This is a genomic window from Roseimicrobium gellanilyticum (assembly GCF_003315205.1).
Classification (GTDB): domain Bacteria; phylum Verrucomicrobiota; class Verrucomicrobiia; order Verrucomicrobiales; family Verrucomicrobiaceae; genus Roseimicrobium; species Roseimicrobium gellanilyticum.
On record NZ_QNRR01000007.1, the window covers coordinates 164,060 to 179,934 of the forward strand.

The 15,875-nt window shown below is 62.0% G+C and carries 13 protein-coding genes; 6 read left to right on the forward strand and 7 right to left on the reverse strand.

Features of this window, described 5'->3' with window-relative positions; genetic code table 11:
* The first annotated feature begins 51 nt into the window (after positions 1-51).
* Positions 52-579, forward strand: coding sequence for a sigma-70 family RNA polymerase sigma factor (locus tag DES53_RS19275; protein ID WP_113959938.1), 528 nt, complete (start codon positions 52-54; stop codon positions 577-579).
* A gap of 2 nt (positions 580-581) precedes the next feature.
* Entirely contained in the window at positions 582-2,039 is a 1,458-nt protein-coding gene (locus DES53_RS19280; RefSeq protein ID WP_147263496.1) for a DNRLRE domain-containing protein, read from the forward strand.
* A gap of 87 nt (positions 2,040-2,126) precedes the next feature.
* Here the strand turns inward: DES53_RS19280 and DES53_RS19285 are convergent, their stop codons facing one another.
* Both DES53_RS19285 and DES53_RS19290 read right to left on the reverse strand, forming a co-directional pair.
* Complete coding sequence (locus DES53_RS19285) at positions 2,127-2,513, reverse strand: VOC family protein (protein ID WP_113959940.1); 387 nt, start codon at positions 2,511-2,513, stop codon at positions 2,127-2,129.
* A gap of 62 nt (positions 2,514-2,575) precedes the next feature.
* Positions 2,576-4,279 carry an NfeD family protein gene (locus DES53_RS19290; RefSeq protein ID WP_113959941.1) on the reverse strand — a complete coding sequence of 568 codons (1,704 nt, stop codon included), beginning with the start codon at positions 4,277-4,279 and terminating at the stop codon, positions 2,576-2,578.
* Positions 4,280-4,410: 131 nt separating this feature from the next.
* On the opposite strand from DES53_RS19290, the gene DES53_RS19295 reads away from it, so the two are divergent.
* Positions 4,411-6,432, forward strand: a complete 2,022-nt coding sequence (locus DES53_RS19295; RefSeq protein WP_113959942.1) for an ATP-dependent DNA helicase — start codon at positions 4,411-4,413, stop codon at positions 6,430-6,432.
* A 10-nt stretch (positions 6,433-6,442) separates the two neighbouring features.
* Here DES53_RS19295 and DES53_RS19300 read toward each other — a convergent pair whose 3' ends face one another.
* Genes DES53_RS19300 through DES53_RS19315 form a run of 4 tightly spaced genes read right to left on the reverse strand, consistent with a single transcriptional unit; the run spans position 6,443 to position 9,837 of the window.
* Entirely contained in the window at positions 6,443-6,703 is a 261-nt protein-coding gene (locus tag DES53_RS19300; protein ID WP_113959943.1) for an acyl carrier protein, read from the reverse strand.
* Positions 6,704-6,737: 34 nt separating this feature from the next.
* A complete protein-coding gene (gene fabG, locus DES53_RS19305) occupies positions 6,738-7,472 on the reverse strand; it encodes a 3-oxoacyl-ACP reductase FabG (protein ID WP_113959944.1) in 735 nt (244 codons plus the stop codon).
* A 47-nt stretch (positions 7,473-7,519) separates the two neighbouring features.
* The gene (locus DES53_RS19310) at positions 7,520-8,584 is read right to left on the reverse strand and encodes a beta-ketoacyl-[acyl-carrier-protein] synthase family protein (RefSeq protein WP_113959945.1); all 1,065 of its coding nucleotides are present in this window, start codon (positions 8,582-8,584) and stop codon (positions 7,520-7,522) included.
* A complete protein-coding gene (locus DES53_RS19315; RefSeq protein ID WP_113959946.1) occupies positions 8,581-9,837 on the reverse strand; it encodes a beta-ketoacyl-[acyl-carrier-protein] synthase family protein in 1,257 nt (418 codons plus the stop codon). Before DES53_RS19315 ends, DES53_RS19310 begins: the two co-directional genes overlap by 4 nt.
* Positions 9,838-9,962: 125 nt before the next feature.
* Here DES53_RS19315 and DES53_RS19320 point away from each other — a divergent pair, with 125 nt between their 5' ends.
* Genes DES53_RS19320 through DES53_RS19330 form a run of 3 tightly spaced genes read left to right on the forward strand, consistent with a single transcriptional unit; the run spans position 9,963 to position 13,362 of the window.
* Positions 9,963-11,255, forward strand: a complete 1,293-nt coding sequence (locus tag DES53_RS19320; protein WP_113959947.1) for a class I adenylate-forming enzyme family protein — start codon at positions 9,963-9,965, stop codon at positions 11,253-11,255.
* 19 nt (positions 11,256-11,274) lie between these two features.
* Positions 11,275-12,039 (forward strand): hypothetical protein, encoded by a 765-nt coding sequence (locus tag DES53_RS19325; RefSeq protein ID WP_147263497.1) that lies wholly within the window; start codon positions 11,275-11,277, stop codon positions 12,037-12,039.
* 45 nt (positions 12,040-12,084) lie between these two features.
* A complete protein-coding gene (locus tag DES53_RS19330; RefSeq protein WP_211325616.1) occupies positions 12,085-13,362 on the forward strand; it encodes a TolB-like translocation protein in 1,278 nt (425 codons plus the stop codon).
* A 192-nt stretch (positions 13,363-13,554) separates the two neighbouring features.
* On the opposite strand, the gene DES53_RS19335 is transcribed toward DES53_RS19330, so the two are convergent.
* Complete coding sequence (locus tag DES53_RS19335; RefSeq protein WP_170157227.1) at positions 13,555-15,774, reverse strand: glycosyltransferase family 39 protein; 2,220 nt, start codon at positions 15,772-15,774, stop codon at positions 13,555-13,557.
* Between the last annotated feature and the right edge of the window lie 101 nt (positions 15,775-15,875).

Below are 15,875 nucleotides of genomic sequence, written 5' to 3' on the forward strand. Positions count from 1 at the left end.
TTCTGTCCGAAACTGCCCCTGAGCCGCCTCTAGGGCGTAATCTGGCTCCTCATGTCCGAACCCGACCGTACCACCGAATTCCTCACCCTGCTCACCCAGCACGACCGTGCGCTGGGCGGGTACGTGGGCGCGCTCGTGCATGCCAGCGCGGATGCGGATGACATCCTCCAGCAGACGAAGCTGGTCATGTGGCGTGAATTCGGCAACTTCGAAACGGGCACGAACTTCCTCGCATGGGCCCGAAAGATCGCCTTCCACCAGATTCTGACGTACCGCCGGACCAAGAAAAAGGAACACCTGCCGCTGGATGAGGATGTGCTGGAAGCCCTGCACCATGAGGTGTCCCGCCTTTCCGACACGCATGACGATCGCCGCGAGGCCTTGCAGGCCTGCCTGCACAAGCTGCCCACGGAACATCGCCAGCTCGTGCTGCTGCGTTATTACGAGGATCTGGATATTGACCAGGTGGCCGAGCGCATTCGCAGCACGGCGGGTGCCGTCTATCGCGCTCTCAGCCGGGTGCGGTACACGTTGATGGATTGCGTGGAGAAGGAACTCGCGAAGGGAGGTGCCGCGTGAGCATGAGCCCGCAGGAGAACTGGAACTTGCTCGAACTCGTGGAGAAATCGCTCGCTGGGGCGCTCTCTGAGTCCGAACGCACCGAGCTGAATGCGCTGCTGCGTGAGAATGCCGGCGCCCGGAGACTCTTCGCTGAGGCGATGCATCAGCACGCCACGTTGTGCCTCGATGAGCGGTTGACGCGTGAACTGGCGCAGCCAGGACCATCGGTTGTGGCAAAGCCTTCGCCCACGATTCAGAGGCTTTCGTCATGGTATCCGACCGCAGCCGCTGCTGCGGTGGTGGCCATGGGGCTGGTGGCTTGGAAGCTTCTTGAGCAGCCATCCTCGCCGACGGTGCACAGTGGGCCTGCCGCCATTGCCACGGTGGTGAAGGCGCGTGGTTGCAAGTGGGCAGGCAGCACCCTGCCTACTGCCGAAGGTTCACGGGTCACTCCCGGTACACTGGAACTCGTGGAAGGCATTGCCACAGTGAAGTTCGATAGCGGCGCAGAAGTCGTGATGGAAGCACCTGCCACGCTGGATCTGGTGGATGCCATGGCCTGCCGTCTGGTGAAAGGCACGCTCGTGGCCGATGTGCCTCCGAGCGCAATTGGCTTCACCGTCGATACTCCAGATGCCAAGGTCGTGGACTACGGCACGCGCTTCGGCGTGAGCGCGGGTGAAGATGGCAAGTATCTCGTGCAGGTGCTGGAAGGTCTCGTGGAGGTGAATCCCAAGGCCACAAACGAACCCCAGAAGCTCAGGGCAGGGGAGAAGGTGGACACGGGTGTGCGTGCCAGCCAGCTTCGCCCCCAGCAGCCCGGCCAGGAACCGCCGCGCTGGCAGCCGCAGACCATTCTCGATGCCGGTGGCGGATGGAAGGTCCTCTCCACGGCATACGGACGTGGCAAGGACGCCTACATCCAGAGCAGTCCCAAGTCGAAGAACTTCGGCGATGACGCCTTCTTCCGTGTGAAGCACTCCAGCCTCGCGCCGGAGCTGAATCGCAAGGGATACGTCGCCTTTGACCTCAGCAAGTTCTCCGGCGCACAGGTTGAAGACGTCGAGCTGGTGCTGAGCATTGAGCCCAGCGATCTGGGTTTTGCCACATTGGTTCCCGACAGCACCTTTGCGGTGTACGGCGTGACGGACGAATCCAGCGATGATTGGGACGAGCACGAAATCACCTGGAAGGAGGCACCGGCGCACCATCCTGAGCAGGTTGACCGCCATCTTCCGGACACCTCACGCGCCGTGCTGCTGGGCAAGTTCCAGGTGGACCAGGGTGTGAGCCGTGGCTCGCGCACCATCCGTGGCCAGGCCATTCTGGATTTCGTGAAGCAGGATACCAATGGCATGGTGACCTTCATCATCTGCCGCGAAACGGATGAGACGACTCGCGATGGCCTCGTGCATGCCTTCTCCACGAAGGAGAACGGCAGCAATATGCCGCCGCTGCTAAGGGTGAAGGCGAAGTAACAAAGTGGCTTCGACTTCACTCGAAGGAACACGTGAAAGCGCGTGTTGACGCAATCATTCGGCTGAAGCCGAACCTACTTTGGTGGCTCACGCCACTTTCGTCGCAATCCACCACGTGGTGCCGCCGGCATCCTTGAAACCGCCGCGCTTGTCGGCATCCTGTTTCTTCACCGGTTCTTGCACGGATTCGGCACCGGCTTTGAGGCCCTTCTGATAGGTCGCGTCCACATCAGGAACGTACACGTGCACATGCGCCGGCATCACGGGCCAGCCTTCGGCGGAGTCCGCGATCATGAGTACTGTGTCATCCAGCCGGATCTCCGAGTGCATGATTTTTCCATCGGGCGTGGGGAAGCGGCGAATCTCCTGCGCGCCGAAGACTTCGGTCAGGAACTTGAGCGTCTGGTCAGCTCCCGAGACGATGAGGTAGGGGGAGACGGAGTTGTAGCCAGCGGGTTTGTAAGCGAAGCTCATGGGTTCAGAGAATATGGGTTCCTGATGGGTTGTCTGAGAGACTGCATGAAGCAGGGAGTTGGCTACACCTTCTCCACCACGATCTTCCCACCCTGCACCTCGCGCACGCGGACTTCGGTGCCAAAGGGCAGATAGTCTCCCACCACCATGGCTTCGAGCTGGGTGCCGCTGAAATCGACGTGGCCATAGGGGCGCATCGCGCTGCGCGTCGTGCCCGTCATGCCGGGGCTGATGGCGGAGGCCTTGGCCTGGCCCTGACCTTCAATGGCCACCTGATCACCGCCCACGGTGGACTTCAGCACGAGCCACGCAAAGGGACCGGAAGTGGGGAAGAAGCGCATGAGCAGCAGGATGATGGCAATCGCCCCACCGAAGGCGATGGCCAGATTCCAAATGGCCGCCGTGTAGTCGGTGAATTTCACGGGGAAGGTCTTGCCATCCGGAACGGTGATGTCCCAACCGGCCATGGTGTAGATGAGCGCTCCAAAGAGACACGCGAGCCCCAGCAAGCCGGGAAGGATATGGCCGGGGAAGACAAAGAGCTCCACGATAATCAAGGCCACTCCGATCACAAAGATCACCACGGTCTCATAGCCCACGAGGCTGCCTGCCACATAATGGCCGAAGAAGAACAAGCCGAAGGCAATCGTGGCGATGACGGCGGGAATGCCCATGCCGGGGCTTTGCATTTCCAGATAGCCTGCCGCGAGACCAATGAGCAGCAGGATGGCCGCATACTGGGTGATCAAGATGGCGACGAGTTCGAAGCCCTTCGGCTCCGCGGTGACCACTTCTCCTTTGAATCCCTCTTTGGTGATGAGTTCGTTCAGGTCATTCACGATGCCTTTTGCCAGCAGGGGCTTGCCCTCATAGATGGCGGTGGCCTGGTTCTGGTCCAGCGTCATGATGGTGCCCTTGGGCCACACCTGCACGTCACCCAGCTTGAATCCCACATCCTTGTCGATCATGGCATCGACCACGCCGCCGTGGTGTCCCTTTGCCACCGCGGCGGCACGAGCCATTGCCATGAATGCGGAGTTGGTCTTCGCGCGTTCGGCTTCGTCCAGTTGCATGCCGGGGGCGCCTCCTACAGGCGTGGCTGCTCCGATGGCGCTGCGTGGGCTCATGTAGATGGCGTCCGTGCCCAAGGCGATGAGCGCGCCCGCGGAAATGGCGCGGGTATTCACAAAGGCAGCGCTGGGGCAGCCGAGCTTCTGCAGGTCCTCCATGATGAGAGTGGCAGTGTCCCAGGCCAGGCCACCTGGAGTGTCCAGGTTGAAAACGACCGCTTCCGCCCGCTGGGCAGTGGCGCGCTTCAGCGTGCGCGACATGAATTCAAATCTTGCCGGATTGATGAGGTCTTCCTTCCCGACGGGAATGATCACAATCTTGCCCTTGTATGGTCCATCCTCTGGAAGCGATGTCGGTTTGGGGGCAGTTGCAGGTGGAAGAGCTCCGCTGGTAGTCACCTCCTTCTTGGGGGCGGCCGCCGGCGTGGACGTGGGCGTGGGCGCAGATGCAGGAGCATCCGCAGGTTTTCCCGCGGCAGCAGCCTCTGGCTTGGCTTCAGGTTTTGCCGGTTCTGCTGCCTTGGGAGCCGCGGCAGCCGTGGTCTCCGATGTTGCGGGAGCCGTTGTGGCAGGCGCAGGCGGCGGAGATGTAGGCTCCTGCGTCTGCGCTCTCAGCATGAGTGAGAAGGCAGCGCTTGCGAGTGCAGGAAACCACAGGAAAAGGAGCGGACGGAAGCGACGGGGAAGCGCGTTCATAGTGAGGAATCCAGCGTGTTGTACCTACGATTCCGCAGAATCGGGTGGGATGCAACCTGCACCGGACGCGTAAGGTTCGCCGCCTGCTTGCGCGCCATGCCATCCGCAGGTATCTGAAAGGCTCCCCCTCCATGATTCACCTCGCCTCGGACGCCGAAAGCACCCCCAGCCAGACACTGCTGGACCGCATGGCGCAGGCATTCTCACCGGAAGGCGTGCTCGCGAAGTCGCCGGATTTTGAGTATCGCCCACAGCAGCAGCGCATGGCGAAAATCGTGGGGAAGGCGCTCGAAACCACTCGTGCCGTGGTCATTGAAGCCGCCACGGGGGTCGGCAAGTCCCTGGCATATCTCCTGCCTTCCGTGACCTTTGCCCTGGAGCACAATCGCAAGGCCATCATCACCACCCACACGATCAACCTTCAGGAGCAGCTCATCCAGAAGGACCTGCCCATCGTGCAGAAGCTGGTGCCACGAACCTTCCGTGCGGAACTGCTGAAAGGACGTGGCAACTACCTGTGCCCGCAGCGCCTTGAGCGTGCGGTGAAAGGGGCTCCGGACCTTTTCACCAGCAGTGAGCAGGCGGAGCTGCAGCTCATCTGGGAGTGGAGCCAGAAGACGCAGGACGGCAGCCTCAGCACACTCGATTTCACTCCGACTCCCAAGGTGTGGTCCATGGTGTGCAGTGAGGCGCATGTGTGCACCCCGCGCCGCTGTGGCTCAACACGCTGCTTTTACCAGGCCGTGCGGCGTCGCATGGCGGAGGCGGATGTGCTGGTCATGAATCATTCGCTTTTCTTCTCCATGCTGTCCTCTTCTGAGGAAACCCTGCCGGAGGATGCGAACTTCCTTTTCCCGAATGACTTCCTCATCGTGGATGAAGCGCACACGATTGAGAACGTGGCGTCTCGCGCGTATGGACTGGCTGTTTCGGAGAGCAACATCCGCTTCGAGCTGCAACGCCTCTACAATCCCAAGACGCGCAAGGGATACTTCCCGCATCAGGGGGACTCCGTGGGCTCTCGTGCGGTGACGGACGCGATGGATGCCGCGGACATTTTTTTCCGCGCAGTGGAGGCGTCGAGTGTCTTCACCCACCAGCAGTCGCGTGAGTTCCGCGTGCGTGAACCGGGCCTGGTGGAGGATACGCTGAGTGTGCCGCTGCATCGTGTGATGGAGCGTGCCCGTGCTGCGGGCGATGGCGCATCGAGCGAAAACTCCCGGCTGGAGTTGCACGACCTTGCGCGCCGTCTCATCGCGTTGCGCCAGAGCATTGCCACCTTCCTGGACCAGAGCGAGGAAGATCACGTGTACTGGGTGGAGCGCAACCAGGGGGATACACGTCACTCCATGACGTTGCGGAGCGCGCCCATCGATGTGAGCCGTCAGCTTGGCACGCTCTTCTTCCGCGGTGATCGTCCCTGCATCCTCACCAGCGCCACGCTCGGTACGGGCGGCAGCAATGGGCTCGATTATTTCAAGAAACGCGTGGGTGCAGACACCACCGTGGGCGTGAGCATCGCGAGTCCCTTCGACTTCGAGAAGCAGATGAAGCTCTACCTCGTGAAGAGCATCCCGCCGCCCGGGTCGAAGGAGCACGAGGCCGCGCTGCCGAAGTGGATCAGCCACTTCCTGGACATCTCCAAGGGCCGCGCCTTTGTGCTCTTCACCAGCTTCGCGCAGATGAACCGCGTGGCGGAGGAGATGGAGGAGTACTTCGAGGACCGGGGCTGGACCCTGCTCGTGCAGGGGAAACAGCTTTCACGCTCACGCCTGCTGGAGGAATTCCGCAAGGACACCCACAGCGTGCTCTTTGGCACGGAGAGTTTCTGGACCGGAGTGGACGTGCCAGGCGAGGCGCTGAGCAATGTCATCATCACGAAGCTGCCCTTCGCCGTGCCGGATCATCCGCTGACCGCCGCACGTCTGGAGCACATCGAGGAGAATGGCGGAAACTCCTTCATGGAGTACTCCGTGCCCGAGGCCATCTTGAAGCTACGCCAGGGCATTGGCCGCCTCATCCGCTCGAAGCGTGACAGCGGCATTTGCGCCATCCTCGACAACCGTGTGCTCACGAAGCCCTACGGCCGCACTTTCCTGAGCGCACTTCCCCAGTGCCCGGTGGAAGTGGTCAGTGATGCCAAGTCCAAGTAGGCTGCTGCGCCTACGCTTTCGCGGCCACCGCTTCCGCAATGGTGTCCACTGAGCGCAGGGTTTCACGAGCGGCGGCGGCATCCGGGAGCTTCAGGCCGAAGCGCTTCTCCAGGGCGACCACGAGTTGCAGGGCGTCCACGCTGTCGAGGCCGAGGCCCTGGGGGCTGAAGATGAGGGCGTCATCGGCGATCTCTTCCGCGGTCTGGGGGAGCATGAGTTCTTCCACCATTGCCTGTTTGATCTGCAACTTGATCGCGTCGAGGTCTGCCATGCTGGGAAATCGGATGAAATGAGAAGGGTGGGCGTCAGAGAATGCCGCCGTCGATTTTGAGAGTGGCCCCGGTGATATACGAAGCCTGCGCCGATGCAAGGAAAAGCACGGCGGCGGCCACCTCTTCCGGCCTGCCGAGGCGACGCATGGGGATGCGCTGGATGGCGGCGCGCTTTTGGTCATCGGTCATGGCGGAGAGGGCATCGGTTTCGACGTAACCAGGGCAGACTGCATTCACCGTGATGCCGGCGCGGGCCACTTCCTTGGCGAAGCTCTGAGTGAGGCCCACCATGCCGGACTTCGCGGCGGCGTAGTTGGCCTGGCCCGCTGGGGACATGAGCGCGCTGAGGGAGGAGATATTGATGATGCGGCCGAAACGCTGGCCCATCATGGTGCGCGTGACGGCACGGCAGCCGAGGAAGGTGCCGCTGAGATTGCTCTGCAGCACGTCGTTCCACTGCGCATCCGTCATGGTCGCGAGCAGGGCATCTTCGTGATGGCCTGCGTTGTTCACCAGCACGTCGAGTCTGCCACTGACCTTCGTGATGGTCTCGACGGCAGTGGTCCATTGCTCGCTGTTCGTGACATCGAGCGGGATGACCTGACAGCGCTCTGCATGCGCTGTGGCGAGGGCTTCCGCCTTCTCTCTGCGCGAGCGCACACCCAGCCACACGTGATTGCCTTCGTCTGCTTTCAGGAAGGCCTCGCCCAAGGCCAGACCGAGTCCGCCATTTCCGCCCGTGATGAGTATCGATGCTGTGCCCGACATTCATCAAACATGGCGGTGATGCGGGCCAGCACAAGTCTGCCTTCGCATCAGGCGGCCTTGCCCAGCACGGCACCCACGGCCTGCTCGCTGAGACCCACGGCGCTGATGGCCACCTGGGTGCTGTCTCCTCGCGCAATCGATTCGCAGGCCGCCACCGTCTGCCATCCGGCGATGCATCCGTAGGCTTCACCCAGCACAGGGCGGAGACGCATTTTTTTTCCTTTCCAACCCTTCCACGCCGCGTGTTCAGCCGCGTCAGCCCGGGGAGCTGCACCGAGTCCGCTGCATAGCAGCACATTGGAGAAGTCTTCGGTGAGCAGGGATTGCATTTCGGCCTGCATGCCAATCGCGGCATTCGCTAGACTCAGGTCGGTTCCATAGGTCCATGCGTCTGTGATGCCAAGCAGTGCGACGCCCTTCTGACCATTGGCCGTGTCCCTATGGACTTTTTCCATCACCACTGCCGCGGCACCTTCAGCCGTCGCGCCATCGCGGTCGAAGAACAACAGGGCTTCATCCGTGAGCCAGTCGAGTTCCTCAGCGGCCACCACGAGCACGGCGTCCACTTCGCCGTCCTCCAGCCATTGCGCGCCGAGATCCATGCCGCGGAGGAACTGGCTGGAGTCACCGACCAATGTGCAATTGAGCTCAGGTGACCCTGCCAGCGCGGCGATGTGGCTGGCGGGGGCGTTGTAAACCGTTTCAGGAAACAAGATGGGACTTGCGAGTGCAGGATCCTTCAGGGCCTCTGCAAAGAAGCGCCGGCTGAATTGCACGCAGCCATTGGTGGTGCAGAAGACGACTCCAGCTTTCCACTGTCCGGCCTGTGCGGCAGCAAGGCGCTCCGCTCCCATGGCCTCCATGGCAGCACCCACCGCGTGGCGCGCCGCGGCGGTGGTGCGGCGGATGCGGTTGTGCTTCATCCAATCGGGCGCCGGTGTGGGCGCAGGCACTTTGCGAGTGCAGCACTTCGGTGCGCTTTCTCCACGGTGTGATGCGGAGCAGGGCAGGGGTACACCTTCCTTGATGGCATCAAAGAGAAAAGCTGAGCCCCAGCCCGCCGGTGATACGGCGCCCCAGCCCGTGATGTGGATGCGGCTGTCTGTGCTCATGCGGCCAGCTTCTTGAAGATGAGCGTGGCATTCGCGCCACCGAAGCCGAACGAATTCGTGAGCGTGCAATCCAACTGCGCTTCACGCGGCTCGCGCACCAGGTCGAAGGTGCAAATCGGGTCCGCAGTTCGCACGCTGCAACTGGCCGGTACAAATCCCTCCCGCATGGCGATGAGGCAGATGACCGCCTCCACTGCGCCCGCGCCTCCAAGGAGGTGACCGATGGCAGACTTGGTGCTGCTCACCATGATCTTCCCCACATGCCCGCCCGCCCAGCGCTGGATGGCCGCGCCCTCCGCCACGTCATTCAGCGGAGTGCCGGTGCCGTGGGAGTTGATATACTGTATCATGTCCGGTGTCACCCCGGCCTCCTCGCATGCGCGGGTCATGCTGAGCAATGCCGCGTCTCCTTGCGGATGCGGCTGGGTGAGGTGATGCAGGTCGGTGCTTGCGCCGTAGCCGGAGATTTCAGCGAGGATGTTTGCGCCACGCGCAAGAGCGTCCTCCAGACGTTCCAGCGTCACGATGGCGGCGCCTTCACCGAGTGCGAGGCCATCGCGATTCGCATCGAATGGTCGTGGCAGCGTGGTGCTCAAAGCTTGCAGGGAATCGAAGCCCGCGAAGACCATGTGCGCGAGCGCATCATAGCCACCCGCCAGAGCGCGGCGCGTGCGGCCGGACTTCACCAGTCGGAATGCCTGCCCGATGGCATTGGCTCCCGAGGCGCAGGCATTGGCAATGATGGTCAGCGGCCCGTGAATGCCGAGCGCGCTCTGCAAATGCTGGGCCTGTGTGTGCGGGAGATACAGGATGACCTTTTCCGCGAGGCTGGTCTTCGTGGCAGGCGCATTCGTCTTCGCAAGGTAATAGGCCTCACCCGTGGCCATGGCACCCGCACTGGTGCCGAGGCAGAGCGGCACGGGTTCCCCAGACAACGCATCGGCATTCCACCCGCTTTGCTGGATGGCCTCCACTCCTGCATGGACGAGCAGGCGGGAAGCGCGATCGAGGCGTTTGCGCTGACTGCGCGTGAGGCGGGTTTGCGGGAATGCGTCTGGAAACACCACCTCCCCGGCACGCTGCACCCGCTGACGGCTGGCATCGAAGACAGTGATGTCGCGGAAGGCGAGCCTGCCAGCGCGGAAACCCTCGGCATTCTCCTGCCAGTTGTTCCCCATGCTCGTGATGATGCCCGCCCCGGTGATGACCACCCGGTGCGTCTCTTCACGTGTCTGGCCTGCGCGATACGGCATGATCTGGTGTAGCCCAGCGTCACACTCTCTGGCAAACGATTAGTCACCATGCATTTGGCCTGAGGCACGTGCGGGAGTCCGGGCCGGGGCGCATCCATGCTTGCGCCGTCCGCTGGGTGGTCTAGATGACAGGAATGCTCTATGCCCGCTGGCAGCAAACTCTCTCCCAGCATCGCGATGAAGTCGCGGTGATGGACGCGGTTTCGGGCGCCTCCTGGACCTTTGCCGCCCTGCAGCGGTCTTTGGATTCGCTGCCTGCGCTGGCGGTGGGCGCTTTGCACGTGGCCTCCATAGCGGATGGCGTGCTGGCCTTTGTGATTCAGACGCTCTGGGCGTGGAGAGATGGCGCGGTGCTCTGCCCCATGGAGCGTGAAGGGGGACGCGTGCCGGATGTGCGTGGCATGCCGACAGGCATTGCGCATTTGAAGATGACCTCGGGCAGCACGGGGGAACCGCGCACCGTGATGTTCCGCGGAGAGCAGCTCGCGGCGGACGCGGACAACATCCGCTCCACCATGGAACTCGACCGAGCCTGTCCGAACGTGGCCGTCATCAGCGTGGCGCACAGTTACGGCTTCTCCAATCTGGTGCTGCCGCTGCTCTTGCAGGGGCACCCGCTGGTGATGGTGCCGGATGCGTTGCCCTCCTCCCTGCGTGCGGCGTGTGCCGTAGGCCATCGTGTTACCCTTCCTGCGGTGCCTGCCATGTGGCGCGCGTGGTGGCAGAGCGGCCTCATCAAGGAGATGCCCGTCGCGCTGGCCATCTCGGCGGGTGCGCCACTGCCGTTGGACGTGGAGCGTGGTGTGTATGAGGAGACCGGCATCAAGATTCACAATTTCTTCGGCAGCAGTGAATGTGGCGGCATCGCCTATGACCGTGCTACGACGCCTCGTGATGATGCCTCCCTCGCCGGTACTGCGATGGACGGGGTCACGCTCAGCATCGCTGAAGGTGGCCGCCTCGTGGTGGAGAGCGCTGCTGCGGGACAGGGCTACTGGCCTGCCGATGATGAAGCGCTCGGCGGTGGCAAGTTTTTCACCAGTGACCTCGTGGAGATTCAAGAGGGACGTGTGCTCATGCGTGGCCGTGTGAGTGACGCCATCAACATCGCCGGTCGCAAGCTCAATCCCGCCGATGTGGAGGCCGCGCTGCTTTCATGTGAAGGCGTGAAGCACTGTGTGGTCTTTGGTGTGGCGAGCGCGGACCCCGCGCGGTGCGAGGATACCATTGCGTGTGTGAACGCGGCAGAAGACCTCACCCCCGCGCGGCTCTCGGCCTGGCTCGGGGAGCGTCTCCAGACGTGGCAGCTTCCGAGGAAGTACTGGCTTTGCTCCGAACTGGTTCCGAATACCCGGGGAAAGATTTCCCGCGCGGAATGGCGCGAGAAATGGTTGAGTGCCCAGCCAGTGAAAGTGTGAATCAGCACCCGCATCTCGCATGAACGACGAGCCGATTTCCATTGGAGGATTCCGCGAACTCTGCTGTTCTGGCAGCATGACATCCAGCGTCCGTCTCGCGCCTCGAATTGAAAGCGTGCTACAGCCCATGAGGCGTGCACTGGGGCTGGTGCTGGTCGCTGCATTCAGTGTGCTCATCCCTCTCACGGCATGCGCCCTTCCTGATCCCATCACGGTGAGCATGAGTTCAGATGGGAAGCTCTCCGTGGATGGCTCGGAAGTCACCACTCTGGAGTCGCCAGCCGCCTTCGTGAAGCGGGTGGAGGAGATCAATGGCAGCGCTCCCTCCAAGTGGTCGGATCCGAAGCGTGACTTCTACATGTTCTCCCGGCTCGGCATCACGGTGTATCACGATCGTGGCGATGCCGACGTGGTGAATGTGCTCATGTCGATGCGTGAGGGCAAGGACCTCCCCATGGAGGCCTTCGTGGGCAGGCTGTCGATGGAGGGCATTGATGTGCCCCGGAATGCCTCGGGACAGTTTCAGGCCCAGGACGTACGCAAGGCGCTCAAGGCCCTGAATCCCGAGCCGAATGACAAAATCGATGGGCCGAATGCCGCCGTGGTCATCGGCCACCTGCCGTACTACGACTACCTGTACTTCAGCGCTGAGCCGAATGGCCGCATCAAGGAAGTCTCCCTCGGCATTGTGCTCAGCAAGGGGCGGCTGGCGTGGATGCGCGAGAATGGCGACCAGCTCAAGCGCGAAGCTCTGAAGCGGGCGATGGAAAAGGCAAAGCCATAAACGGCATTGCTTGAGCGGCGGGGAGGGGAGTGCTTTCATGCCTCCATGCAGCGTCGTTCCTTTCTCCGTACCGCAGCCGCTTCCGCCGGACTGTCCTCGCTTCCCTCCTTTTTGTGTTCGCAGGAGGCGGCGGCAGAAAATTTCCCTCCCGTGCGTGCCCTGACGAAGGGGCCGAAGTTTCACTGGTTCGGCTACTATGACAAACTGGAGTTCGACCCCACGGACCGCTACATCCTCACGAATCAAGTCGAATTCGAAGGGCGCACGCCATCTCCGGAAGATGTCATCAAGGTTGGCATGATCGACACCGGCGAAGGAGACAAGTGGACCGAGCTGGGCTCTTCGTCTGCGTGGGGCTGGCAACAGGGTTGCATGTTCCAGTGGCTCCCGGGCAGCCAGAGCAAAGTCATCTGGAACGATCGTGAGAATGGCAAGTACGTGAGCCGCGTGCTCGATGTGAAGACCGGTGAGAAGCGCACCCTGCCGATGCCGGTGTACTCCATCAGCCCGGACGGTAAATGGGCCGTGACACCCGACTTCGCGCGCATCGACTACTGCCGCAGCGGCTACGGCTATCCCGGCATCGAGGACCCCTGCAAGAATGACAAGGCGCCGGACAAGAGCGGTGTGTGGCGCATGAACATCGAGACAGGCGAAACCCAGCTCGTGTTCTCCATCGCCCAGGCGGTGGCCATCAAGCACCCCACCATCGATCTCACGGAAAAGTGGAACTGGTTCAATCACCTCCTCATTTCACCCGATGGCAAGCGCCTCATCTTCCTGCATCGCTGGCGTGATCGTGTGGACATTCCGCGTGAGCAGAAGGCGGGCGGATTCACCACGCGCATGTTTACGGTGAATCTCGATGGCTCGGATCCCTACGTGTTGGAGCCTAGCGGCATCGTGAGCCATTTCATCTGGCGCGATGGTCAGACACTGGTGGCCTGGGCCAAGCCGGATGCCGAGGAGAAGGCGCGCGTGATCGTCTACAAGGACCAGACACGTGAGTACACGAAGATTGGCGAGGAGAAGATTCCCGTGGATGGCCATATGACGTACGTGCCACACACGAACAACGAATGGCTGCTCATGGATACCTATCCGGATCCGGTGCGTCGCATGCAGGTGCCGTTCCTCTATCACATCCCCACGGACAAGAAGGTGCCCATCGGTTCCTTCTTCGAACCGCGGGAGTACAAGGGCGAGTTCCGCTGCGACCTGCATCCGCGTGCCAGCAATGATGGACGCAAGGTGGTCGTGGACTCCGTGCACGGTGGCAATGGACGCCAGATGTACCTCATCGACATCAAGGGGCTGGTGTAGCCGCAGTCGCAGAGCCGGGACGCCCCTCATCCAACAAGGCTCCGCCTTGTTCAAGGGTCGGGGGCACTCCTGCCCCTGTGGTGGCGGTGCCCCTGAGTCAGCTTTGAGATGAAGCGCTGCCCGAATAAGAGAGCCAGTCGAGTATTTCTCACCCTGAAGGGGGAGGGAGTGCCATAGGCGACTCCAGAGCTCTCACTCCGCTCTACTGTCTGCGCTCGCGGACGCCTGCAAGCTGCCGACTGGGGCATGCACCGGAGGTGTGCCGGGCAGGGGACGCAGGCCATGGCAGGCGAAAATCTGCACCTGCTGGCACACCGCGCCTTCATGCCGGATTTTGAAGATGCCGAGGCTCTGCACCTGCTCGAACTCTTCACGCAGGCGTTTGGGCGCTTTCTTCTCCACGGCGCCTTGCCGCACGAAGATGGCATTCTCTCCAGTGCGTGAGGTGTAGGTGGGCCAGAACCAGTATTGATTCTGCGGCTTGTCCGCGCTGAGCACGTAGGAAAGCTGTCGCTCTGGAAGCATGGTACGCGCCGCAGGATTGTAGAAATTCATCAGGCTAGCGCGACCATAGTGATCCGCGAGGAGGAAGGTGGGTACGCCAGTCTCCTGCTCCAGCTTGAGGCGCTGCTCTTCCATCACACGTGCCAGATCGCTGCCACCACGCACACGGCACAGGGGATCTGCACCGGGCTTCAAATCGATGCGCACGGCCTTTTTCATGAGGCCAGTGTCGTGAATGAAAATCACCGCGGGCAGACCGAGGATGAATCCCGCCGCCAGCCAGCGTGCCGGCATGCGTGCACCGTTCTTCGCGCGGAGATGCCACCAGATTGCCGCAAACAAGAACAACATCGGAGCTGCTGGTGCGATCCAGTTCGGTTGCGCCTTGGCCTGCACAGACAGGGCAAGGTAGACTGCAAACACCGGCGCGCTCATGCAGACGAGGAAGGAGAGCAGGGCTGGCTTCTCCTTCATGCGGAACCAACCCCACATGGCAAACGCTGCCGCGATGAAGAATACCGGATTCAGCAGACCCGTGATGGAGCCCGCGAATTCACCGAGCGTGGCAAAATTCAGGTGCGCCGAGCCATCCAGACCGCCGCGCTCCTTGAGGTGCGTCACCGTCACCCAATCGTGTGTGATGTTCCAGTAGAGCACCGGGAAGGCGGCAGCCACATTCATGAAGAGGGCCAGCCACGGACCGGGCCTGCGAAGTTGATGCCGGTAGGAGCGGTTGAACGCGAGGAAGAGGAACAGGCCGGCCCAAAGGAAGGGAGAGAAGAACTTGCTGAGGAAGCCCAGAGCTGCGGCCACGCCTGCGAACGCCCACCACTGGGTGCTGTCCTGCTCCATCGCTTTCCACATGGCCATTGCTGCCGCGGTGTAGAAAAGTACCGTGGGAGCATCCACCGTGAGAAGCACCCCGCCCACGGCGAACAATGGCGTCACGGCAAAGGCTGCCACCACCCAGAAGGCGGTGCGTTCATCCGTGCGCTTACGGACAAAGCACCACACCAGGACATTGCAAAGCAACGCGAGCACCGGCGACATGAAGCGCACGCCGAAGGTGGTGTCTCCCCAGAGATTCGTGCCCAGCCATTGCAGCCAGGCGATGAGTGGCGGCTTGCTGTAGTACGCCCAGTCCAGCCGCTGGCTCCACATCCACTGATACGCTTCATCTTCACTGAGCTCGATGGTGCCGCTCGCGATGTAGACCAAACGCTCGATGAGCAGACCCAGCATCAGCACCCACGCCGCATGGCGCCAGCTCACGCGTGATGCTTCGTTTGTGAGCCATTCCGGTCGCGGAGGGATGTCACGATAGAGCGAAGGGCAACGCGCCCACAGTGCGGGAAAGGCGATGCGTCCCAGTGCCTGCCACAGCCATTCCAATGCACGGATGAGCATCCACGTGGAGACGCCACCAAGGATGAATCCCGCGAGGACATCCGAAGGATAGTGCACGCCTGTGTACACCCGTGAAAAGCCCACCAGCAACGCAAGCGGTACCATGAAACGCCAGGTGCGCCGGAAGAACATCCACGTCACCACGACCAGCGCACCCCAGTTCGCCGCATGACAAGAGGGCATCGCGTGGGAGCCGGAGCCGTTCCCCGCCAGCAAGCGCACATCAGTCATGGTGACGAAGGGGCGGGGTCTTTCGATGAGGTCCTTCAGTGGTCCGCACACCCAGTTGCTTGCGACGAGTGCGGCTAGAATCGCCAACAAGACGAAGGCCCAGCCGCGCCGCTGCCAGCGCCAGATGACGAACACCGCCACTGCGAGCAGCAGCGGGTAGAAGAGCGCATTGCCACTGGCATACGGAATGGCCGCGTCAAAGACGGGATTGGCCAGACCGTGATTGATGCCGTGGAAGAGGAAGGTATCGAGTGCTTGCAGGGATGCCATGCGGTGGTGCGGGGCGAGCAGTGCTGCGCGTGGGCTCCACTGAAGCATCCCGGCTGTTTCCCGCGATGTGCAGAGAATGACATTCCTGCCACGATGAGCTG